Here is a 21,805-nt window from a genome sequence, read left to right on the forward strand (position 1 = left end):
GCATGCAACTGAATTCCACCGAAATCAGCGAACTGATCAAGCAGCGCATTGCTCAGTTCAATGTGGTGAGCGAAGCTCACAATGAAGGTACTATTGTTTCCGTCAGTGACGGAATCATCCGCGTCCACGGTCTGGCAGACGTGATGCAGGGGGAGATGATCTCTCTGCCGGGTAACCGTTATGCAATCGCACTGAACCTGGAGCGCGACTCCGTTGGTGCGGTAGTAATGGGGCCGTATGCGGATCTGGCTGAAGGCATGAAAGTAAAATGCACCGGTCGTATTCTTGAAGTTCCAGTTGGCCGTGGTTTGCTGGGTCGTGTGGTTAACACGCTGGGCGCACCGATTGACGGTAAAGGCGCACTGGATCACGACGGTTTCTCTGCGGTTGAAGCGATTGCGCCTGGCGTTATCGAACGTCAGTCCGTTGATGAGCCGGTACAGACGGGCTATAAGTCCGTTGATGCCATGATTCCAATCGGTCGTGGTCAGCGTGAGCTGATTATCGGTGACCGTCAGACGGGTAAAACCGCGCTGGCCATCGATGCCATCATCAACCAGCGTGATTCTGGTATCAAATGTGTGTACGTTGCTATTGGCCAGAAAGCCTCCACGATTTCTAACGTGGTGCGTAAACTGGAAGAGCATGGTGCACTGGAAAATACCATTGTCGTCGTCGCTACTGCGTCTGAGTCTGCCGCTCTGCAATATCTGGCACCGTATGCCGGTTGTGCGATGGGTGAGTATTTCCGTGACCGTGGTGAAGATGCACTGATTATTTATGATGACCTGTCCAAACAGGCCGTTGCTTATCGTCAGATTTCTCTGTTGCTTCGTCGTCCGCCAGGTCGTGAAGCCTACCCTGGTGACGTTTTCTATCTTCACTCCCGTTTGCTGGAGCGTGCATCGCGTGTTAACGCCGATTACGTTGAAGCATTCACCAAGGGTGAAGTGAAAGGGAAAACCGGTTCGTTGACGGCTCTGCCAATCATCGAAACGCAAGCAGGTGACGTTTCTGCGTTCGTTCCGACCAACGTAATTTCGATTACCGATGGTCAGATCTTCCTGGAGTCAAACCTGTTTAACGCCGGTATTCGTCCTGCGGTTAACCCAGGGATCTCCGTATCCCGTGTGGGTGGTGCAGCACAGACCAAGATCATGAAGAAACTGTCCGGTGGTATTCGTACCGCTCTGGCGCAGTATCGTGAGTTGGCGGCATTCTCTCAGTTCGCTTCCGATCTTGATGATGCAACCCGTAAGCAGTTGAGCCACGGTCAGAAAGTGACCGAGCTGTTGAAACAGAAACAGTATGCGCCGATGTCTGTCGCACAGCAGTCTCTGGTTCTGTTTGCGGCGGAACGTGGTTATCTGGAAGATGTTGAGCTGTCGAAAGTCGGTAGCTTTGAAGCGGCTCTGCTGGCCTACGCTGACCGTGAGCATGGCGAACTTCTGCAACAAATCGACCAGACTGGCGCTTATAACGATGAGATCGAGGGCAAGTTTAAAAGCATCCTCGATACTTTTAAAGCAACCCAGTCCTGGTAACGCCCGGTGGCCTGCTGTAAAGCAGGCCGCAAGGCTTTGAGGAGAAGCAAAGATGGCCGGCGCAAAAGAGATACGTAGTAAGATCGCAAGCGTCCAAAATACGCAGAAGATCACCAAAGCAATGGAAATGGTCGCCGCTTCCAAAATGCGTAAATCGCAGGATCGTATGGCGGCCAGCCGTCCTTATGCGGAAACCATACGCAATGTGATTGGTCACCTTGCGTTAGGAAATCTGGAATATAAACACCCGTACCTGGAAGAACGCGACGTTAAGCGCGTTGGGTATTTGGTGGTGTCTACTGACCGTGGCCTGTGTGGTGGTTTGAACATTAACTTGTTCAAAAAACTGCTGGCTGATATGAAATCCTGGAGCGACAAAGGCGTTGAAACTGATTTAGCGCTGATTGGTTCCAAAGCGGCTTCTTTCTTCGGTTCGGTAGGCGGAAACATTGTTGCTCAGGTTACCGGTATGGGGGATAACCCTTCCGTATCAGAATTGATCGGCCCGGTTAAAGTTATGCTGCAAGCCTATGACGAAGGTCGTCTGGACAAGCTGTATATCGTAAGCAACAAGTTTATCAATACCATGTCTCAGGAACCGCTTGTTGTTCAAGTGTTACCGTTACCGCCTTCAGATGACAGTGAGTTGAAGAAGAAAGCCTGGGATTACCTGTATGAACCCGATCCTAAGTCGCTGCTGGATACCCTGCTGCGCCGTTATGTAGAATCTCAGGTTTATCAGGGCGTCGTAGAAAATCTGGCTAGTGAACAGGCCGCGCGAATGGTTGCGATGAAAGCCGCGACCGATAACGGCGGTAGCCTGATCAAAGAGCTTCAGTTGGTATACAACAAGGCTCGTCAGGCCAGCATTACCCAGGAACTCACCGAAATCGTCGGGGGAGCCTCCGCGGTTTAAAGCAGGTTTACGAATTACGTATTGTCGAATTACGTAGAGGATTCAAGATGGCTACTGGAAAGATTATCCAGGTAATCGGCGCCGTGGTGGACGTCGAGTTCCCGCAAGATGCCGTACCGAAGGTGTACGATGCGCTTGAGGTAGAGAACGGCGCTGAGAAGCTGGTGCTGGAAGTACAGCAGCAGTTGGGCGGCGGCATTGTTCGTTGTATCGCAATGGGTTCTTCTGACGGCCTGCGTCGCGGGTTGAACGTGAATAACCTGGGCCACCCGATCGAAGTACCGGTAGGTAAAGCAACGCTGGGTCGTATCATGAACGTGTTGGGTGATCCCATCGACATGAAAGGCGACATCGGCGAAGAAGAGCGTTGGGCTATTCACCGTTCAGCTCCGAGCTATGAAGAGCTGTCAAACTCACAGGAACTGCTGGAAACCGGCATCAAGGTTATCGACCTGATGTGTCCGTTTGCCAAGGGCGGTAAAGTGGGTCTGTTCGGTGGTGCGGGCGTAGGTAAAACCGTAAACATGATGGAGCTGATCCGTAACATCGCGATCGAGCACTCCGGTTACTCTGTGTTTGCAGGTGTGGGTGAGCGTACCCGTGAAGGTAACGACTTCTACCACGAAATGACCGATTCCAACGTAATCGATAAAGTATCACTGGTTTATGGCCAGATGAATGAGCCACCAGGTAACCGTCTGCGCGTAGCATTGACCGGTCTGACCATGGCGGAAAAATTCCGTGATGAAGGCCGTGACGTACTGCTGTTCGTCGATAACATCTACCGTTATACCTTGGCCGGTACGGAAGTATCCGCACTGCTGGGTCGTATGCCTTCTGCGGTAGGTTATCAGCCAACGCTGGCGGAAGAGATGGGCGTTCTGCAAGAACGTATCACCTCAACCAAAACCGGTTCTATCACCTCTGTTCAGGCCGTTTACGTTCCTGCGGATGACTTGACTGACCCATCACCAGCCACCACCTTTGCTCACTTGGATGCAACTGTGGTACTGAGCCGTCAGATCGCTTCTCTGGGGATCTACCCGGCCGTTGACCCGCTGGATTCCACCAGCCGTCAGTTGGATCCGCTGGTTGTTGGTCAGGAACACTATGATGTTGCCCGTGGCGTGCAGTCTATTCTGCAACGTTATCAGGAACTGAAAGACATCATCGCGATTCTGGGTATGGACGAGCTGTCTGAAGAAGACAAGCTGGTGGTATCCCGTGCGCGTAAGATTCAGCGCTTCCTGTCACAGCCGTTCTTCGTAGCAGAAGTATTTACCGGTTCTCCAGGCAAATACGTCTCCCTGAAAGACACCATTCGTGGCTTTAAAGGGATTATGGAAGGCGAATACGACCACCTGCCAGAGCAGGCGTTCTACATGGTTGGTTCCATCGACGAAGTCGTGGAAAAAGCCAAGAAACTGTAACGCCTTGTAGGAGGGTGACATGGCTATGACTTACCATCTGGATGTCGTGAGTGCAGAACAGCAAATGTTCTCCGGTCTGGTGCAGAAGATCCAGGTAACGGGGAGCGAAGGCGAACTGGGTATTTATCCGGGACATGCCCCTCTGCTCACTGCCATTAAACCGGGTATGATTCGTATCGTTAAGCAGCACGGTGAAGAAGAGTATATCTACCTTTCTGGTGGCGTCCTTGAGGTGCAGCCAAATATGGTTACCGTACTGTCCGATACTGCTATTCGTGGACAGGACTTGGACGAAGCACGTGCGCTGGAAGCGAAACGCAAAGCCGAAGATCATATCCGCAATTCGCATGGCGATGTGGATTATGCTCAGGCTTCCGCAGAGCTGACTAAAGCGATTGCGAAGCTGCGTGTTATCGAGCTGACCAGAAAAGCGATGTAACAGATAAGCTTGCAATAATTAAAGGCCAGTCAGTTCACACTGACTGGCCTTTTTCATTGCTAACTGAAAACCACGTCCTGTGGGCGTGGTTATAAACAGGTTTTGGCTCTGCCTTATTGTCTAAAGCCGCCTTCTATGAAGGCGGATTTTTACTTGAGCTGATGTTATACGCCGAGATAAAAAATGCTGCGAGAGCAGGCATTTTGGATATGACAACGTGCGTCGAGCGGTAGTAACGGATAGATCGTCGCTGTGAATACGCCCCTATAAGCTCGGATTGCGCAGATAGGAATCTCATCCTTGAGATTCACTCTTTCAGGATCGTCGCAAGCGACGTTCAAAAACGTTCCTGACGTTTTTGTCCATGGCGCAAACGCTTTACTCTTCTATTTCGTTACTACCGTTTCCGTTCGGTAAATAGGTTTCCCACCACCTTAATTGGGATACTTGAAGCCCTTATTTTTTCTTCAGGAAGTCGCCAAGTACCAGATTGCCTTTGGCATCACGCGTAAACGTCTCAGGAATGGCTACTGACACGAAATTATTTACGGTGATTTCCTTACCTTGCGCGTTAACCGAACGATCGCCCTTGATGAAATAGTTGGTGTTATCGATATTGCCGATCACCGCATCATCATATTTGCCCGCTTTGGTTTTCAGCGAAACGTTGTTCTTGAAGATGCCTTGTTTTTCCGGGCCAGAGTAAGGGCTTGGACGGAAAATGAAGTTAAAGCGCTCGTTATCTAACGCGATGTTGTCTTCAACGACCAGTGCACCTGGGTTGAAGTTGTCAGTGAAACCATCAAGTTTGTTGCCCACAGCAATGCTGTTTTTAACCTGATGCGCCACTGGCTGGCCTTCACCACCCATTTTGAAGCCGTTGCTGGTGTTGTTCATGGCAATTGAATTCTCGATCACCACAACGCCGTTTGCGCCGTCTTCAATTTTGTTAAACAGGTCGAAGCCGTCATCAATGTTGTTGTGCGAGAACGCACCACGAATCACGTTGCCTTCACCCACGCGCATTTTCACCGCGAAACCGTCGGCGTTAATTTTGCCAGGGTCCTGATTGCTGTGAGACTCTGAATTCAGAATCAGGTTGTGGCTGGCCCACAGCGGTCTGCCCACATCGGCCGTCGAAGTCACCTGAATACCGGTATCGTCAGCGTGGTGCGCCAGAACGCGTTCGATGGTGTTGTAGCTCCCTTCGATACGGAATGGTTTCTCGGTGATTTCAATACCTTTTACATGCCAATGGCTCGCTTTCAGCTGTAGGCCATGAATCACGGCTTTATTGCCGACAGCAAACAGGTTCTTGGCGGTTTTTTGCTGGCCGCTGGCGCTGACAGGGATTTCAGTTGCGCTGTAATCACCATCGTTGAGCCAGATTGTGCCACCAGTTGGCAGAGCGGCGACGGCGCTGGCTAAATCGATCGGTGCATTTTTACTGCCGTCATTGCTGGCTGAACCTTGTGGCGAGACATACAGATTTTTAGCATCTGCGTAAGCCACTCTTTCAACCTTGAACGAGCTCTCTTTTACTGCTTTATCATCGCCTTCCGTAGGCTGGTAGGCTATCTTGAACTCAGCACCGTTACCGGTAATTTTTGCTGGCAGAGATAACGTTTCTCCCGCTTTTACCTGCTTCGCTTCACCCAGAGGCTGACCGTTTTGCGACACCGCGATCGTGCCAGCATAGTTGGCTCTGGCCTGAACCAGATAGTGTTCGCTGGTGGTTTTAGGTGATGACATCACCTGGAGCAAAGGATCATAGGCCTTAGCCTTGAACTGCGGTGACGCTTTGGTTTGCGCTGGCGTAGTGGTCAACTGTGCATTGCTGACGGTGATCTTGGCGTTACGGGAAGCAAAGAAACCGACGTAGTAGTGGTCTTTATCCAGCTTGGTGATGATGTCCGCGCCTTTGACTTCTTTTGATACCCAGTTATCCGTGCCTTTCGGCGCATAAGAGGTAATAAAGCCGTCGTTGGTGCGTTCTAATTTCAGGCGGAACGTAGGAGTCTGCTCCAGATTGACGTTTTCCTGATAGCTGGTTTTGGTAATTTTCGCGCCCGCGTTGCCCCACGGCTGCGTGACGCCGTTACGCAAAATCGCCTGTAGTTTGATTTCGGTATGTGACTTTTTATCCTGCGTCATGATGGCGTTCATCACCATGTTGGATGCCGCAGGGAATTCTTCATATCCTTCTTTCAATGGTTCCTGACGCGGTATGCCAATAATATCGCGCACCAGAATCCCGGCTCCTTCCTGAGCCGCAGGTTTGGCGCCGTTTTCCGGTCCAAACTGTTCCACGGTAATATCAGACTGAAGCGTAAAATTTACATTGGCAGGCAACTGGGTATAGAAGAACGTTAGCCCGTCGTGGGTGTTAGCGATCTTTCCGCCACGACTCTCAATCGTAATAGGTGCGGACAAATCAGCGTTATCTCCCGGCACTAATTTTTTGCCGTTAATAGTGACGTCGTTAACGCCAATTTTTTCCGGCAGGACATTGGATGAGAAGTTTACGTCGGTTGACTGACCAAAAGCGATACCGTGCCAGACGGGGGTTGATTCTGTCGTGGCGTGTGCGCTGAAGCTGAAAAGTAATGCATTCGTCAACGCGACGGCTGCGAGGCGTGAAGAAAGGTGTTTCTGTAAAGAATCACATTTTTGTGAAGAACAACGTTTCATTGTATCTCCTTCGTTATTGAATTATTTGCCCGCGTATATTGCTATAAATGAAACGCCGTTTCTTTTGTGTGTATCACAAATGGAAATACTTAAAATCAAAGTCTATTTTTTGTGAAATAAAGTGTCATTTCTGTTTTTGGGGATGACATCGCGTTCACCTCCTCTCCTTACAAACATTTGTGATTTTGTGCGAGATTTTCAGAAAAAACTCACCAAAAAATATCAGCGTTATGCATGAGTTTCGGTAAACTCTGGTTATTCATGCCGTAACAGGCTACCCATTTTTATTCTTGCGGGGCTGTGGCTTCGTACTGTCAGGATGCTTATGTCAAATAGTGCTATGAGTGTGGTGATCCTTGCTGCGGGTAAAGGAACCCGTATGTATTCCGACCTTCCCAAGGTGTTACACAAACTGGCGGGTAAGCCAATGGTTCAACACGTCATTGACGCGGCAATGACGACAGGGGCACAACATGTTCATCTGGTATACGGCCACGGCGGTGATTTGCTAAAGCATGAATTGACCGACCCCGCGTTGAATTGGGTGTTACAGGCGGAGCAGTTAGGAACCGGACATGCGATGCAGCAAGCCGCACCTCATTTTGCTGATGAGGAAGATATCTTGATGTTGTATGGCGATGTGCCGCTGATTTCATCGCAAACGCTAATGCGTTTACGTGAGGCTAAGCCGCAGGGTGGTATCGGCCTGTTAACGGTAAAGCTGGACGATCCGACGGGCTATGGACGCATTGTGCGTGAGAAGGGGGCCGTAGTTGGGATTGTCGAACATAAAGATGCCAGCGAAGAACAGCGTCAGATTAACGAGATCAATACCGGTATTTTGATTGCCAACGGCAAGGATTTGAAACGTTGGCTGAGCCAGTTGAACAACAACAACGCACAGGGTGAGTTTTACATCACCGATATTATTGCGATGGCGGCGGAAGAAGGTCGGCGTGTTGAAGCGGTCCATCCTGAACGACTGAGTGAAGTTGAGGGCGTCAATAATCGCCTGCAACTGTCGGCGCTGGAGCGGGTTTATCAACGTGAACAGGCAGATAAGCTGCTGCTGGCTGGCGTGATGCTGCTTGACCCGGCACGATTTGATCTGCGTGGCGAGCTAACTCATGGTCGCGATGTAGTGATTGATGTCAATGTGGTCGTGGAAGGGAATGTTAAGCTAGGTAACCGAGTGAAAATCGGGGCTGGCTGTGTGATCAAAAACAGCATCATTGGTGATGACTGTGAAATCAGCCCTTACTCTGTGTTGGAAGACGCGGTGTTAGAAGCAGAGTGTACCGTTGGCCCATTTGCCCGCCTGCGTCCTGGCTCGGAACTGGCTGAGGGCGCGCATGTCGGCAACTTTGTCGAACTGAAAAAGGCGCGTCTGGGTAAAGGATCAAAAGCGGGTCACCTTAGCTATTTGGGGGATGCGGATATCGGTTCCGGTGTTAATATTGGCGCGGGAACGATCACCTGTAACTATGACGGTGCGAATAAACACAAAACGGTTATTGGTGACGATGTGTTTGTCGGTTCGGATACGCAACTTGTGGCACCTGTTAACATTGCCAGAGGCGTGACTATTGGCGCTGGCACGACGGTCACAAGCGATGTGGCAGAGAATGAGCTGGTGATCAGCCGCGTGAAACAACGGCACATTTCCGGCTGGCAGCGTCCGGTGAAGAAGAAATAGCATTCTATGCCTCCGCACACAGCGGAGGCGGTTTTGTCCTGTGCTTTGACCGATCTCAGAGCACAAAACAAAACATAATAATCCCCAACTCTCTACAAGGCTCGGGGAACCCGGAAAAACCGGAACAATCAGGTCTAAGACATCCCAGGTGACACAATATGTCACTTTTATAGGAATACCATCGATGTGTGGAATTGTAGGCGCAGTTGCGCAACGTGATGTTGCTGAAATTTTGTTGGAAGGTTTACGCCGTCTTGAGTACCGCGGTTATGACTCTGCGGGTCTGGCGGTTGTTGACAGCGAAGGACATGTCGCTCGTTTACGCCGTTTGGGGAAAGTGCAGATGCTGTCTCAGGCCGCTGATGAGCATGAACTGCACGGCGGTACTGGCATCGCCCATACCCGTTGGGCAACGCACGGTGAACCTTCTGAAGAGAACGCACACCCGCATATTTCTGAACATATCACTATCGTCCATAACGGCATTATCGAAAACCACGAACCGCTGCGCGAACTGATGATCGGTCGTGGCTATCGTTTTGTTTCTGAAACCGATACGGAAGTGGTCGCTCATCTGGTTCATTTTGAACAGCAGCAGAATGGCGGAACGCTGGTTGAAGTTGTTAAGCGCGTGATCCCACAACTGCGCGGTGCCTATGGTATGGTCGTGCTGGATAACCGCGACCCAAGCGTACTGGTTGCTGCACGCTCCGGTAGTCCACTGGTGATTGGTCGCGGTGTGGGTGAGAACTTCATTGCCTCCGATCAGTTGGCGTTACTGCCTGTGACTCGTCGCTTCATGTTCCTCGAAGAAGGCGACGTGGCGGAAATCACCCGTCGTGACGTGCGCGTGTTTGATAAATCAGGCCAGCTTGCCACACGCGAAGAAATTGAATCAAAAGTGAATTACGATGCAGGTGACAAAGGCGCGTATCGTCACTACATGCAGAAAGAGATCTACGAACAGCCGATGGCGATCAAGAACACCCTTGAAGGGCGTTTCAGCCACGGCGAGATCAATCTTTCTGAGCTTGGCTCGAAAGCGGATGAGCTGCTAGCGAAGGTTGAGCACGTTCAGATTATCGCCTGCGGTACGTCCTATAACTCCGGTATGGTTTCCCGCTACTGGTTTGAAGCACTGGCTGGTATTCCGTGCGACGTGGAAATCGCTTCTGAATTCCGCTATCGCAAGCCTGCCGTGCGTAAAAATAGCCTGATGATTACCCTGTCTCAGTCCGGTGAAACGGCGGATACGCTGGCGGCGCTGCGTTTGTCCAAAGAGCTGGGCTATCTGGGTTCTCTGGCTATCTGTAACGTTGCGGGCTCTTCGCTGGTGCGTGAATCCGATATGGCGCTGATGACCAAAGCGGGCGTAGAGATTGGTGTGGCGTCGACCAAAGCTTTCACCACTCAGCTCACCGTTTTGCTGATGCTGGTGGCGCGTGTTGGTCGCCTGCGCGGTATGGATGCGCAGATTGAGCATGACATCGTTCATGGTTTGCAGGCACTGCCTGCACGTATTGAGCAGATGCTATCTCAGGACAAGCTCATCGAATCTCTGGCAGAAGGTTTCTCTGACAAGCATCATGCGCTGTTCCTCGGCCGTGGCGATCAGTACCCGATCGCGATGGAAGGCGCGCTGAAGCTGAAAGAGATCTCTTATATTCACGCTGAAGCCTATGCAGCGGGCGAGCTGAAACATGGTCCGCTGGCACTGATCGATGCAGATATGCCAGTTGTCGTGGTGGCACCGAACAACGAACTGTTGGAGAAGCTTAAATCCAACATCGAAGAAGTTCGGGCGCGCGGCGGTGAGCTGTATGTCTTCGCTGACGAAGATGCCGGTTTCACTAGCAGTGAAAATATGAAGATTATTCCGCTGCCGCATATCGAAGAAGTGATTGCGCCAATCTTCTATACGGTGCCGTTGCAACTGCTGTCTTATCACGTTGCACTGATTAAAGGCACGGATGTTGACCAACCGCGTAATCTGGCGAAATCCGTTACCGTAGAGTAACTCTCCGGTATTTTATTCGTGATGATTGTCCGCCTTATGTCGATAAACATAAGGCGGATTTTTTATGTGTTTGATTTATTGGTTTTTTTTAAGCTGAATTCTTTTCTTCAAAAAACGTATTTTGTGTAATAAGTCACAATTCCTTGGTTTATGGTTTTTTTGTTAAGTTATATCTATTTTGTGTAAAATAGTTTTAATGGTGCATTAGTTTTACATCTTGCATTAGAAACGAATTCTTTTTAGCTGTGATGTTTTTGTTTGATAGGGTTTTTATGAAAAAACAGATTATTTTCGCCGCTTTAGTCTCTGTTCTTATACTGACTGGTTGTGCTGAGCGTACGGTTCCGGTAGCGAATGTGACACAGTCCATTACTGGGCAACACACCACCGAACAGGTAAAAAATGCCATTATTGAAGCAGGGCAAAAAAGTAAGTGGGCCATGTCTCAGGCCTATGCGGGGGCGATCGATGGTCGTTTAGTTCAGCGCAGCCATGTGGCAAATGTTCGCATTACCTATTCGCAAACCCGTTATTCTATCAATTATGTTGGGAGTGAGAATTTGTTGGCGGGAGGTGGGAAGATTCACCGAAATTATAATAATTGGATAAAAAAACTGGATCATGAAATTCAATTAACACTCGCGGGCCAGCAGATTAAATAATTTATTAGGCCCGGTTACCCCAGGTAATTCGGTCATTTTTATCTTTGTTCGTTTTAAGGGAAAACACCGTGTGCTCATCTTTTAAAAGCAATAATGAATGCTCGAAATATCCATTATCGCTTTGATATCACAGCGCTATACTCCAAATAATTCGAGTTTCAGGACAAAAACGACAAGGCGTTTTTGAACAGCGCTTGCGCTGATCCCGAAGGGATGAGGCCTAAGGCCGAATAACGCGGCAAGAGAGGGCGTTCCGATGAGCTTACTCAGGTAAGTGATTCGGGTGACTGACAAATCTGCCTCTGGCAGATTTGAACGCTGCTTGCAGCGACCCCGCGGGGCGAGAGACACGTAAGTGTGTCGAGTAACGTAGCCAACGCACATGCAACTTGAAGTATTACAAGTATATACGGCACCGGGAAGAAGTCAGTATGAGATTAGCATTTTCAATCCTTGATTGGCAGGCCAGCGCGCCGGGCCTCAGCAGCGCGGACGACTGGTTAACCTGGTCGCGGATGCCTGCTGCTATCAATGCCGGGCAACCTTTGGATAAATGTCGACATTTACCCATGATGGTGGCTCGTCGCCTCAATCAAGGGAGCCGTTTGGCGGTCGATAGTGGATTAGCGTTACTGCATCGCCAATCGGTTGATGCCATTGTCTTCACCTCTCGCCACGGCGAACTGGAACGCAACCTGAGTATCCTGAAAGCGCTTTCAGAAAATGAGAATGTTTCTCCTACTGATTTTGCGATGTCAGTACACAACGCGGCAGTAGGAAGCCTGACTATTACGGCGAAAGCGCCGCTGGTTTCCACATCAATTGCCGCAGGGATGGACTCTTTCCAGCAAGGCCTTATCGAAGCGAAGGCATTACAGGCTGCGGGATACAGTAATATTCTCTTAGTTGATTTTGATGGTGCGATCCCTGATTTCTACCACCCACATGTCCCGGCAGACATGCCTCGTTATCCCTACGCCGTTGCCCTATTGCTAGGGGATGGCGATGAAATGGTTTGTGAGTCTCGACCTCCGGTGGCATCTCACCGCGTTGGTTCACCACAAAGTCTGTTGTTTTTGCATGCTTTTCTTGCCAGAAAATCGAATTTTTCCGTATCAGGCGAGCGCCTTGACTGGATATGGGAGAGAGGTGATGTCTGAGTCATCGCTGGCTCTTCGTCCTTCTACCCGTCTGAATCGTTTATGGCGATTGACGATGACTGGCGTGTGTTTTGCTATGTTTGGCGTTGGCGGTTTACTGCTTTCTCTGGTGTGGTTCAATCTGTTGCTGATTCAGCGGGATACTGCTCGCCGCCGTCAGTTGGCTCGTCGCAGCATTTCCGCCAGCTTCCGATTTTTTTTATGCAGTGCCCGCAGACTCGGGGTGCTGGATTACCGTATTGATGGTATCGAAACCTTACAGCGCGATCGCGGCTGTTTGATTGTTGCCAATCACCCGACGCTAATTGACTATGTTTTGCTGGCATCCGTCATGCCAGATGCCGACTGTCTGGTTAAGGCTGATTTACAGAAAAACCTCTTTTTCCGCGGCGTTATTCGTGCCGCAGATTATCTGCTCAACAGCCAGTCTGATGCGCTATTACCGGACTGTCAGCAACGGATCGATAACGGTGATGCGATCATTATCTTCCCCGAAGGCACACGCACGCGTTATGGAGAACCTCTTGTTCTGCAACGCGGTGCTGCAAATATTGCGGTGCGTTGCGGCTGTGATTTACGGGTTGTGCATATTCGCTGTAGCCAGAAAACATTGGGAAAACAAAGTCGTTGGTATCACATTCCGTCTGAAAAACCGTATTTTACGGTGAGCGTGCGCGAACGTATCAGCAGCGACATTTTTATGGCGCCTGGAGAGGCGCGATCCTTGGCGGCTCGCCGTTTGAATCGCCTTTTGCAGCAATCTTTAACACCAGAAAGCTAAACACCATTTGGAAATGCATATGGAAAGTCTATTTATTGAAATCAAAGAGATGATTATTGATTCTCTTAATCTTGAAGATATCAGTGTTGATGAAATAGAAACGGACGCTCCGCTTTTTGGCGAGGGTCTTGGTCTGGATTCTATCGATGCACTTGAACTGGGATTAGCGGTTAAAAACCGTTACGGCGTCGTACTTTCTGCTGAAAGTGAAGAGGTGCGTCAACACTTCTTTTCTGTTGCCACCCTTGCTGCTTTTATTAACACTCAGCGCGCTGTGAGTGCCTGATAGTAAAAATGAGTTGATGATGGATAAAAACGAAATTTATCAGGAGATTATAGGCTTACTGGTCAAGTTATTTGAACTGGATGCTGATGATATCAAACCTGAATCCCGCCTCTATGAAGATCTTGAGTTAGATAGCATCGATGCGGTGGATATGGTAGTTCACCTGCAAAAACGCATCGGGCGTAAAATATCGCCGGAAATTTTTAAATCCGTGCGTACCGTGCAGGATGTGGCGGATGCGGTAGAAAATCTGCTCCGTGAAGGCTGATGAGTTCGCCAGGTGATGCGTGTTCTTATCAGTAGTCTGAACATCTTAGTGACGCTCGCCTGGCCTTTTCTGGCCTGGTTTAGCATCACGCACCCTGAACATCGCTGGCTACTTGCGGTATTGGCGCTGATGTTTGTTCTGCGTTTCGCTACGTTGCGTGATGAGAGCACTTTATTTGCAAACAACGTGTTTAAAGGGACTGCTCTGTGGCTGGCTGCGATGGGGGGTGCACTTTCCGTTGCCAGTTTATTACTGCGCGATGGTGGCTGGCTGCTGTGGTATCCCGTTGCGGTAAATGGCGTCATGTTGATGCTTTTTGGTGGCTCGCTTTATAGCGGCATGCCGCTTGTAGAGCGTCTTGCCCGACTTCGGGAACCTGAACTCCCCGAGCAGGCGATTTCCTATACGCGTCGTGTGACGAAAGTCTGGTGTTGGTTTTTTATTTTTAACGGCAGTATCGCTGTGCTGACCTGTCTTGTCGGCAATCTTCATTGGTGGACGTTATGGAACGGCGCGATCAGCTATGTGCTTATGGGATTGTTGATGGGGGGAGAGTGGTTGATACGCCAGCGTCTGAGGAAGCGCGTATGAACGGGTTCACTGTCCGCGCCGTTAATGACTGGCTGTCGGGGAATGATGCTCCTCAGCGCATTGTTGCCAGTAATGGTGCCAGTACGTTCACGCTGAGTATGCTGAAAGCGCAGGTGATTGCGCTTTGTCAGCAGCTAAGCCTGCGGAATGAAACGCGCTGGGCGCTGTGTTTTGAAGACAGCTACCGCTTCACGATCGGGCTTCTTGCGGCTCTGCATGCAGGAAAAATCCCTGTCATCCCGGGTCACTGCCGCCAATCAGTATTAGAAGAACAGGCGGATGAATTTGATGGGTTATTGACCGATGTATCGCTGCATTTGAACTGCCCGATATTTACCCTGACGGCTGAGACGGTGAGCGTCACTGATGCTGTGTTGCCCTCCATACCCGATGATGCCTGTGTTGTCTTATTCACGTCAGGATCTACCGGGAAGCCACGTCAGATTGTTAAACCTGTTCGCTGTCTTGATGAAGAGTCGCGTTGGCTGGCGGATCGCTGGGGCGCGTATTTACAAGGCTGTGATGTGATCGCTTCCGTCACCCACCAGCATTTATATGGTCTGACGTTTCGCATCTGGTTACCGATGGCGCTGGGGTTGCGCTTTGATAGCCGCCAACTGCTTTATACCGAACAGCTTACTTCACAAAACCGCCACCAGCGTCATGTGTTTATCAGTAGCCCGGCATTCTTACGCCGCATCGATCGTGCGCTTCCTGCTCCTTTATGTTCGTTGATTGTCTCCGCGGGAGGAACATTACCCTGGCTGCATGCCGAAGCGGCAGCGGAGTGGTTTATGCGCCCCATCAATGAGATATACGGCAGTACAGAAACGGGGGTTTTGGCCTGGCGCACGCGCGCGACGGATGCCGTGCCGTGGCAGTTGTTTCCCGGCGTGTCACTACGGCATGATGAACATGATAGCTGGTGGGCGCAGTCGGCGCTGATTCCCAATGCTCAGGGACACAAGCTGGATGACCGGCTGGTGTTTGATGGCGACGGTCATTTTCAACTGTGCGGCAGACACGATCGAGTAGTGAAGATCGAAGACAAACGCATCTCGCTAAGCGAGATAGAACGGCGTTTACTCGATCTACCCGACATTGCTGATGCGGTTGCGCTCCAGGTCACGCGCCCGGAGCGTAGCGGGATTGGTGTAGTGTTAGTGTTGAATACTCCCGACAAGCTCGCTGACTTACCGAATTTGAAACGCCAATGGCGGCATGAATTGCAAAAATGGCTGGAGCCGTTAGCGATGCCGCGTTTCTGGCGCATCGTCGACGTTATTCCCCACAACAGCCAGAGTAAACGTGCCTGGCCGCAGATACAGGAATTGTTTCATGTTGCCCGTTGAGCTTGCCCGGCACGATGTAAAAAAGACGGATGAAACGTCTCAGGTTGAATTGATGCTACAGGTTGAGCCTGATCTTTTCTGGTTCAATGGTCACTTTACCGGACAGCCGCTGCTGCCCGGTGTGGCACAGTTGGATTGGGTCATGCATTACGCGACGACGATGCTGGCGCAAGGGTGGACGTTTTTATCTATTGAAAACATTAAATTCCAGCAGCCGATTTTGCCCGGAAAAACGCTGCGTCTGGTGCTGACATGGCACGCGGGAAAGCAATGGTTAACCTTTAGCTACACCATTCTCGATGGTGATACTGAGCGCACAGCCAGCAGCGGAAAAATAAAGCTCACGCCGATTATGGAAGACAGACCATGTCAGTAAATGGCGCATTCTCGCCCTGCGTGGTGATCCCCTGTTATAACCACGGTGTCATGATGGCGTCGGTGCTTGCACGCCTGGAACCGCTAGCGTTACCTATTTTTATTGTTGATGATGGCAGCGATGCGGCTACACAGCACGTCCTCAATCTGCTGGCAGCGGAAATTGACGATGTGACGTTGATTCGCTTGGCGCACAACAGTGGGAAAGGTGCAGCGGTGATGCGTGGTATTGAAGCCGCTGCGCAGGCTGGGTTTAGCCATGCCTTACAGGTTGATGCCGACGGGCAGCATCAGATTGAAGATGCGCCGCTTTTGTTGGATGAGGCAAAAACGCACCCAGATTGCCTGATTTCCGGTCGACCTCGTTACGATGCCTCGGTACCTAAATCACGCCTTTACGGGCGCTATGTCACCCACGTTTGGGTCTGGATTGAAACGCTATCTCTCTCCATCAAGGACAGCATGTGTGGTTTCCGTATCTATCCGGTTGCGGCCACGGTATCTCTTCTCTCCCGAAAGTCTCTTGGTCGTCGTATGGATTTCGATACGGAAATTATGGTGCGACTGTACTGGGCGGGAACGCCCAGTCGCTTTATTGAAACGGCAGTCACGTATCCAGAAAACGGTCTATCTCATTTCGATGCGTTGCACGACAACCTGCGGATTTCCTGGATGCATACCCGCCTGTTTTTCGGCATGCTTCCGCGTATTCCCGTGTTACTAAGACGGCAGCATCAGCAGCACTGGGCGGGTACATCGGAGCGTAAGGGCTTACTCGGTATGCGGTTCATGCTGGCGGTCTATCAGCGGTTAGGGCGTGGAGTATTTACACTGTTTCTCTGGCCTGTTATCGCGTTTTACTGGCTGACCGGCCGCACTGCGCGTCAGGCGTCTCAGTCATGGCTGCGGCAAATTGGGGAGTATGCGCGCCAGCACGATATCCTGCTGCCCAAACCGCTCAACAGCTATCACCATTTTCTCCGTTTTGGTCAGGCGATGCTGGATAAAATTGCCAGTTGGCGTGGCGATCTACTCTGGGGGCGCGATATTGATTTTGCTCCCGGTGCACAAGAAGCCATTGAGCACGGCAGGCAAAAAGGGCAGTTGATTCTGGCCTCGCACCTTGGCGATATCGAGGTATGCCGTGCACTGGCACCGCAGGTGAGTGGGCTGGTGATTAACGCACTGGTGTTTACTGAAAACTCCCAGCGTTTTAAGCAGGTACTGGAAGAGATCGCTCCGCAGGCCGGTGTGAATCTTATCCCTGTTAGCAACATTGGACCGGATACCGCGATTATGCTGCAACAAAAGCTGGATGCCGGTGAATGGGTTGCGATTGTCGGCGATCGCACGGCGGTCAATCGTCAGCGCGGCGGAGTGCGACGCGTGGTGTGGAGCCGGTTTTTGGGAAAAGAAGCGCCTTTCCCTCAGGGGCCTTTTATTTTGGCCGCGGCGCTACGTTGCCCCGTATTACTGATGTTTGTTATCCGCGAGCAGAAAAAGCTGCGTGTCTACTGCGAACCCTTTGCCGATAGCATTGCGTTGCCGCGTCCAACCCGACAGCAGGCTTTACAGCAGGTTGTCGATCGCTATGCCGAACGGCTGGCGCACTATGCGCTGAAATCCCCACTCGACTGGTTTAATTTTTTTGATTTCTGGAGTCTGCCTGATGATGACGGCCGAACTGTTGGGAAAAAGGAGTCATAGTGCTAAACGATCCCCGCTTAAGCCATGAGGTTGAACTAACCGTGTCTTTCCATGACTGCGATCCGATGGGCGTAGTGTGGCACGGTAACTATTTCCGTTTTTTTGAAGTGGCGCGCGAGGCGCTGCTCAGCAAATTTAACTATGGCTATCGCGAAATGCAGGCATCTGGCTATGTGTGGCCTGTGGTTGATACGCGGGTGAAATACCGGACGGCGCTGACTTACGAACAGCGTATACGCATTCGTGCCACTATCGAAGAAGTCGAGAATCGTTTGCGCATCGCTTACCTGATTTTCGATGCCGAAAGCGGCCAGCGCGCGACGACCGGCTATACGATTCAGGTCGCGGTACAGGAAGGGTGTCGTGAACTGAGTTTTGTTTCTCCCTCTATTTTATTTGAGCGCCTTGGAGTGACACCATGATACGACTGATTGTCGCGGTTCTTGTGCTGTTGAGCGGTGTGGCGCAGGCCGTTACGCTGGATGATTTACAACAGCGGTTCAGTAGCCAGCCTGTTGTGCGGGCTGATTTCACCCAACTGCGTGAAATAAAAGGCATGGCAAAGCCGCTGAAATCCGGCGGACAACTGCTGATCGCGCAGGATAAAGGGTTGTGGTGGCATCAGGCCACGCCGTTTCCGTTGACGATGGTATTAGATGAAACGCGTATGGTTCAGGTAATGAACGGGCAAGCGCCGCAGATCGTTACGGCGGAAAGCAATCCGCAGATGTTTCAGTTTAACCACCTGTTACGTGCCTTGTTTCAGGCCGATCGCCTCGTATTAGAGCAGAATTTTTCTATCAATTTTACCGATCTCGGTAAGCAGCAGTGGCGGCTGGTGCTGACGCCAAAAACGTCGCCGTTAGATAAACTGTTCAACACGATTACGCTGAACGGCGGTGCGTTTCTTGACGGCATTGCGCTGGATGACCGCCAGGGCGACATGACCAGAATTACGCTGAGCAATCAGCGGATCGAACCCCGGATGCTAAGCGATGATGAGCTACAGCGTTTCGTTTTCTGACGGTATCCGTCGCGCGGCGCTGTTTTGGGTTGGCTGCTGTATCGTGCTGATCGCGGCTCTGGCACTGCTGCTGCCGAAGTCTCAGATCAACAGTAGCGTATTAGCACTGTTACCCAAGCAATCGATGGGCGCACTTCCTCCTGAGCTACAGCAAGGCTTTATGCAGCGCTTAGATCGACAGATGGTGTGGCTGGTGACGCCGGGCAAACAGGCAGAGCCCGCCGTGGCGGACTGGTGGCTAAAACACCTGCGTGCGCTTCCCGATCTACAACAGATCAACGGCCCAATTGATGCTGAGCAGCAGCAGCGGTGGGGAAAATTCGTTTTTGAACATCGCAACGGTTTGGTCGATTCCGCCACGCGGGCGCGGCTGGAGAATGGCGGATCGGCGCAGGCTGATTGGGTACTGGCACAGCTTTATTCCGCGTTTGCGGGCGTGAGCGGCAAGGAGTTGAATCACGATCCCTTAATGCTGGTGCGTGGATCACAACTGGCGTTGCAGCAAAATGCCAGCCAACTGGGGCTGTCACAAGGCTGGTTAACGGCAAAAGATGCGCAAGGCCGTACCTGGTATTTTCTGCACGGTGAGCTTAGCGGTGGTTCTTTCGACATGGCGCGTAACCAACAACTGGTTGATAAGCTGGGTATCCTTGAGCACGATCTCAAGGCCGCATACCCCGACGCCGAGGTATTAACACGCGGGACGGTATTGTTCAGTAACTATGCCAGCCAACAGGCTAAAAAGGATGTCTCTACCCTTGGTGTCGCCACCGTGGCTGGCGTGCTGCTGCTGATCTTCTTTGTGTTTCGTTCACCGCGGCCGCTGCTGTTATGTGGATTATCGGTGGGTATCGGTGCGCTAGCCGGTACCGTCTTTACCCTGCTGCTATTCGGTGAGCTGCATTTGATGACGCTGGTGATGAGCCTCAGCATCGTCGGTATTTCAGCGGATTATACGCTCTATTATTTGACCGAAAGGATGGTTCACGGCGGTCATGTTTCTGCAATGGAAAGCCTGAAAAAGGTGCTGCCAGCTCTTTTGCTTGCGTTGGGCACTGCCGTAGTGGCCTATCTGATCATGGCGCTGGCACCGTTCCCCGGTTTACAGCAACTGGCGGTGTTCGCTGCAACAGGGCTGACTGCTTCCTGTTTGACCGTGGTGTGCTGGTATCCTTTTCTGGTTAAAGGGCTACCCGTTAGACCCGTTCCCGCGATGGTATTGATGGGGCGCTGGCTGGCTGCATGGCGGCGTCAGCACGCCGTGCGTTTGGGGATCCCGCTGGCGCTACTGGTGCTTTCTGTCGTGGGGCTGCTGCGGCTGGAGGTTAATGATGATATTTCCCAGTTACAGGCGCTGCCGCAGGATTTAATGCAACAAGAGCGGCAACTGACGGCACTAACAGGTCAGAGCGCCGATCAAACCTGGTTCGTCGTCTACGGTGACAGCGAGGAGGAGACATTGCTGCGTCTGGAACGGCTCGCCCCGAAACTGCGTGACGCGCAGCAACAGACGTGGTTAAAGCAGTATCGGTTACTGCCGCTTTCCTCTCTGGCTCAGCAACAGCGAGATAGTCAGCTTATTGCTTCGGCAGCAGCAACGGTGATCGGGCGTCTTAATGACACGGGCGTTGATGTTGCCATGCCGGATATACAGCCCATGCTGGTTACGCCAGAGCGCTGGCTTGGTAGTCCGATAAGTGAAGGATGGCGGTTGCTGTGGCTGACGTTACCTAATGGGAAAAGCGGTGTTCTGGTTCCTGTAAGCGGCGTGAGCAATAGCGCTGCGCTGGGACAGATGGCCAAAGCACTGCCGGGTGTGGAGTGGATCGACAGAAAAGCAACCTTCGACGCGCTGTTCGGTTTCTATCGCGCCATGCTGGGATGGCTGCTGACCGCAGCACTGGCGGTGATTGCGCTGAGCTACGTTATTCGTCTTGGGCTACGTCGTGGAGTCGTCAATGTGGTGCCGTCGGTGCTGTCGCTAGGCAGCGGTTTGGCGGTTCTGGCGCTGAGTGGTCATTCGCTGAACCTATTTTCATTACTCGCGTTGGTTCTGGTTCTGGGGATTGGCATCAATTACACGCTATTTTTCAGCAATCCGCGCGGTACGCCGATGACCTCGCTGCTGGCGGTGACGCTGGCGATGTGTGTCGCGTTGTTGACGCTGGGTATGTTGGTTTTCAGCAGTACCCAGGCCATCAGCAGCTTCGGAATTGTGCTTTGTAGCGGTATTTTTACCGCCTTTTTGCTGGCGCCTCTGGCGTTGCCTGATTCAAAAGGGAAACGAAAATGACATTATTGCGACGCGGGCTTCTGCTCATCGGCGTGCTGGTATTGAGCAGTTGTGCCAGTAAGCAGCATGATGACAACCGTCCGCAGGCGTGGCTCAAGCCAGGTGTGAAAGTGACGCTACCCGCACCCGCGATTACCCCGCCGGTCAATGAACAGCAGCTGTTGACGGGAACCTTTGACGGTAAGCAGCAATCGCTGCTGGTGATGCTGAATGCCGATGATAAGCAACTGTCGCTCGTCGGGCTTTCCTCTATCGGGATTCGCTTGTTTAAGGTCACCTATGATGCACAGGGTGTTCATACTGAACAGTCCATCGTCCTGCCACAGTTGCCGCCAGCCAGTCAGGTACTGGCGGATATCATGTTAAGTCACTGGCCGATCGCGGTGTGGCAGACGCAGCTGCCAGTTGGCTGGACGCTGAAAGATAGCGATGATAAAAGACAGCTGCGCGACAATCGTGGCACGCTGATTACAGAAATTCGCTATATGACGCGGAATAACCAGCGTGTGCCGATCAGCGTTCAGCAATTTGTTTTTGGTTATCACATCGTGATTCAACATCTGGATAGCTAGC

At 51.4% G+C, this 21,805-nt stretch carries 20 protein-coding genes; 19 read left to right on the forward strand and 1 reads right to left on the reverse strand.

Annotated elements, in window-relative coordinates; genetic code table 11:
* Window positions 1-2 precede the first annotated feature (2 nt).
* The 4 genes from atpA to KP22_RS18330 are packed head-to-tail and all read left to right on the forward strand — an operon-like array spanning window position 3 to window position 4,329.
* The gene (gene atpA / locus KP22_RS18315; RefSeq protein ID WP_039307674.1) at window positions 3-1,544 is read left to right on the forward strand and encodes a F0F1 ATP synthase subunit alpha; all 1,542 of its coding nucleotides are present in this window, start codon (window positions 3-5) and stop codon (window positions 1,542-1,544) included.
* 52 nt (window positions 1,545-1,596) lie between these two features.
* Window positions 1,597-2,460 carry a F0F1 ATP synthase subunit gamma gene (gene atpG, locus KP22_RS18320; RefSeq protein ID WP_039307671.1) on the forward strand — a complete coding sequence of 288 codons (864 nt, stop codon included), beginning with the start codon at window positions 1,597-1,599 and terminating at the stop codon, window positions 2,458-2,460.
* Between the two features lie 47 nt (window positions 2,461-2,507).
* Window positions 2,508-3,890 carry a F0F1 ATP synthase subunit beta gene (gene atpD / locus KP22_RS18325; RefSeq protein ID WP_011095966.1) on the forward strand — a complete coding sequence of 461 codons (1,383 nt, stop codon included), beginning with the start codon at window positions 2,508-2,510 and terminating at the stop codon, window positions 3,888-3,890.
* Between the two features lie 19 nt (window positions 3,891-3,909).
* The gene (locus tag KP22_RS18330; RefSeq protein ID WP_005976558.1) at window positions 3,910-4,329 is read left to right on the forward strand and encodes a F0F1 ATP synthase subunit epsilon; all 420 of its coding nucleotides are present in this window, start codon (window positions 3,910-3,912) and stop codon (window positions 4,327-4,329) included.
* Between the two features lie 456 nt (window positions 4,330-4,785).
* Here the strand turns inward: KP22_RS18330 and pelX are convergent, their stop codons facing one another.
* A complete protein-coding gene (gene pelX, locus KP22_RS18335; protein ID WP_039325687.1) occupies window positions 4,786-7,020 on the reverse strand; it encodes a pectate disaccharide-lyase PelX in 2,235 nt (744 codons plus the stop codon).
* 325 nt (window positions 7,021-7,345) lie between these two features.
* On the opposite strand from pelX, the gene glmU reads away from it, so the two are divergent.
* From glmU to KP22_RS18410, 15 genes are all read left to right on the forward strand, one after another.
* A complete protein-coding gene (glmU, locus tag KP22_RS18340) occupies window positions 7,346-8,716 on the forward strand; it encodes a bifunctional UDP-N-acetylglucosamine diphosphorylase/glucosamine-1-phosphate N-acetyltransferase GlmU (RefSeq protein WP_039307666.1) in 1,371 nt (456 codons plus the stop codon).
* A 184-nt stretch (window positions 8,717-8,900) separates the two neighbouring features.
* A complete protein-coding gene (gene glmS / locus KP22_RS18345; protein WP_039307663.1) occupies window positions 8,901-10,733 on the forward strand; it encodes a glutamine--fructose-6-phosphate transaminase (isomerizing) in 1,833 nt (610 codons plus the stop codon).
* Between the two features lie 272 nt (window positions 10,734-11,005).
* Complete coding sequence (locus tag KP22_RS18350; protein ID WP_039307661.1) at window positions 11,006-11,395, forward strand: hypothetical protein; 390 nt, start codon at window positions 11,006-11,008, stop codon at window positions 11,393-11,395.
* Window positions 11,396-11,826: 431 nt separating this feature from the next.
* A complete protein-coding gene (locus KP22_RS18355) occupies window positions 11,827-12,555 on the forward strand; it encodes a beta-ketoacyl synthase chain length factor (RefSeq protein WP_039307659.1) in 729 nt (242 codons plus the stop codon).
* Window positions 12,548-13,336, forward strand: coding sequence for a lysophospholipid acyltransferase family protein (locus tag KP22_RS18360; protein ID WP_039307657.1), 789 nt, complete (start codon window positions 12,548-12,550; stop codon window positions 13,334-13,336). The genes KP22_RS18355 and KP22_RS18360 overlap by 8 nt, the downstream gene beginning before the upstream one ends.
* A 13-nt stretch (window positions 13,337-13,349) precedes the next feature.
* On the forward strand, window positions 13,350-13,622 hold the full coding sequence (locus KP22_RS18365) for a phosphopantetheine-binding protein (protein WP_081503830.1): 273 nt from the start codon (window positions 13,350-13,352) through the stop codon (window positions 13,620-13,622).
* A gap of 19 nt (window positions 13,623-13,641) precedes the next feature.
* Window positions 13,642-13,890, forward strand: a complete 249-nt coding sequence (locus KP22_RS18370) for an acyl carrier protein (RefSeq protein ID WP_039325689.1) — start codon at window positions 13,642-13,644, stop codon at window positions 13,888-13,890.
* 15 nt (window positions 13,891-13,905) lie between these two features.
* A complete protein-coding gene (locus KP22_RS18375; RefSeq protein WP_209428715.1) occupies window positions 13,906-14,481 on the forward strand; it encodes a COG4648 family protein in 576 nt (191 codons plus the stop codon).
* The gene (locus KP22_RS18380; protein ID WP_039325694.1) at window positions 14,478-15,833 is read left to right on the forward strand and encodes an AMP-binding protein; all 1,356 of its coding nucleotides are present in this window, start codon (window positions 14,478-14,480) and stop codon (window positions 15,831-15,833) included. The genes KP22_RS18375 and KP22_RS18380 overlap by 4 nt, the downstream gene beginning before the upstream one ends.
* Complete coding sequence (locus KP22_RS18385) at window positions 15,820-16,209, forward strand: ApeI family dehydratase (protein WP_039325697.1); 390 nt, start codon at window positions 15,820-15,822, stop codon at window positions 16,207-16,209. The genes KP22_RS18380 and KP22_RS18385 overlap by 14 nt, the downstream gene beginning before the upstream one ends.
* Window positions 16,200-17,915 (forward strand): glycosyltransferase family 2 protein, encoded by a 1,716-nt coding sequence (locus KP22_RS18390; protein WP_039325698.1) that lies wholly within the window; start codon window positions 16,200-16,202, stop codon window positions 17,913-17,915. Before KP22_RS18385 ends, KP22_RS18390 begins: the two co-directional genes overlap by 10 nt.
* Window positions 17,915-18,337, forward strand: a complete 423-nt coding sequence (locus KP22_RS18395; RefSeq protein WP_039307644.1) for an acyl-CoA thioesterase — start codon at window positions 17,915-17,917, stop codon at window positions 18,335-18,337. The genes KP22_RS18390 and KP22_RS18395 overlap by 1 nt, the downstream gene beginning before the upstream one ends.
* Window positions 18,334-18,939 (forward strand): LolA family protein, encoded by a 606-nt coding sequence (locus KP22_RS18400; protein ID WP_039325700.1) that lies wholly within the window; start codon window positions 18,334-18,336, stop codon window positions 18,937-18,939. The genes KP22_RS18395 and KP22_RS18400 overlap by 4 nt, the downstream gene beginning before the upstream one ends.
* Complete coding sequence (locus KP22_RS18405; RefSeq protein WP_039325702.1) at window positions 18,911-21,232, forward strand: MMPL family transporter; 2,322 nt, start codon at window positions 18,911-18,913, stop codon at window positions 21,230-21,232. Before KP22_RS18400 ends, KP22_RS18405 begins: the two co-directional genes overlap by 29 nt.
* Window positions 21,229-21,804: a DUF3261 domain-containing protein gene (locus tag KP22_RS18410; protein ID WP_039325704.1), complete on the forward strand. Its 576-nt coding sequence runs from the start codon at window positions 21,229-21,231 to the stop codon at window positions 21,802-21,804. Before KP22_RS18405 ends, KP22_RS18410 begins: the two co-directional genes overlap by 4 nt.
* Window position 21,805 lies beyond the last annotated feature (1 nt).

It is taken from the genome of Pectobacterium betavasculorum (assembly GCF_000749845.1).
Lineage (GTDB): Bacteria > Pseudomonadota > Gammaproteobacteria > Enterobacterales > Enterobacteriaceae > Pectobacterium > Pectobacterium betavasculorum.

Coding starts and splice junctions, on each gene's coding strand:
- KP22_RS18330 (WP_005976558.1), top strand. CDS start 3,910: ATGGCTATGACTTACCATCTGGATGTCGTGAGTGCAGAACAGCAAATG.
- KP22_RS18355 (WP_039307659.1), top strand. CDS start 11,827: ATGAGATTAGCATTTTCAATCCTTGATTGGCAGGCCAGCGCGCCGGGC.
- KP22_RS18390 (WP_039325698.1), top strand. CDS start 16,200: ATGTCAGTAAATGGCGCATTCTCGCCCTGCGTGGTGATCCCCTGTTAT.
- KP22_RS18365 (WP_081503830.1), top strand. CDS start 13,350: ATGCATATGGAAAGTCTATTTATTGAAATCAAAGAGATGATTATTGAT.
- atpG (WP_039307671.1), top strand. CDS start 1,597: ATGGCCGGCGCAAAAGAGATACGTAGTAAGATCGCAAGCGTCCAAAAT.
- KP22_RS18410 (WP_039325704.1), top strand. CDS start 21,229: ATGACATTATTGCGACGCGGGCTTCTGCTCATCGGCGTGCTGGTATTG.
- atpA (WP_039307674.1), top strand. CDS start 3: ATGCAACTGAATTCCACCGAAATCAGCGAACTGATCAAGCAGCGCATT.
- KP22_RS18400 (WP_039325700.1), top strand. CDS start 18,334: ATGATACGACTGATTGTCGCGGTTCTTGTGCTGTTGAGCGGTGTGGCG.
- KP22_RS18380 (WP_039325694.1), top strand. CDS start 14,478: ATGAACGGGTTCACTGTCCGCGCCGTTAATGACTGGCTGTCGGGGAAT.
- KP22_RS18370 (WP_039325689.1), top strand. CDS start 13,642: ATGGATAAAAACGAAATTTATCAGGAGATTATAGGCTTACTGGTCAAG.
- KP22_RS18385 (WP_039325697.1), top strand. CDS start 15,820: ATGTTGCCCGTTGAGCTTGCCCGGCACGATGTAAAAAAGACGGATGAA.
- KP22_RS18405 (WP_039325702.1), top strand. CDS start 18,911: ATGATGAGCTACAGCGTTTCGTTTTCTGACGGTATCCGTCGCGCGGCG.
- KP22_RS18360 (WP_039307657.1), top strand. CDS start 12,548: ATGTCTGAGTCATCGCTGGCTCTTCGTCCTTCTACCCGTCTGAATCGT.
- atpD (WP_011095966.1), top strand. CDS start 2,508: ATGGCTACTGGAAAGATTATCCAGGTAATCGGCGCCGTGGTGGACGTC.
- KP22_RS18375 (WP_209428715.1), top strand. CDS start 13,906: ATGCGTGTTCTTATCAGTAGTCTGAACATCTTAGTGACGCTCGCCTGG.
- glmU (WP_039307666.1), top strand. CDS start 7,346: ATGTCAAATAGTGCTATGAGTGTGGTGATCCTTGCTGCGGGTAAAGGA.
- glmS (WP_039307663.1), top strand. CDS start 8,901: ATGTGTGGAATTGTAGGCGCAGTTGCGCAACGTGATGTTGCTGAAATT.
- pelX (WP_039325687.1), bottom strand. CDS start 7,020: ATGAAACGTTGTTCTTCACAAAAATGTGATTCTTTACAGAAACACCTT.
- KP22_RS18350 (WP_039307661.1), top strand. CDS start 11,006: ATGAAAAAACAGATTATTTTCGCCGCTTTAGTCTCTGTTCTTATACTG.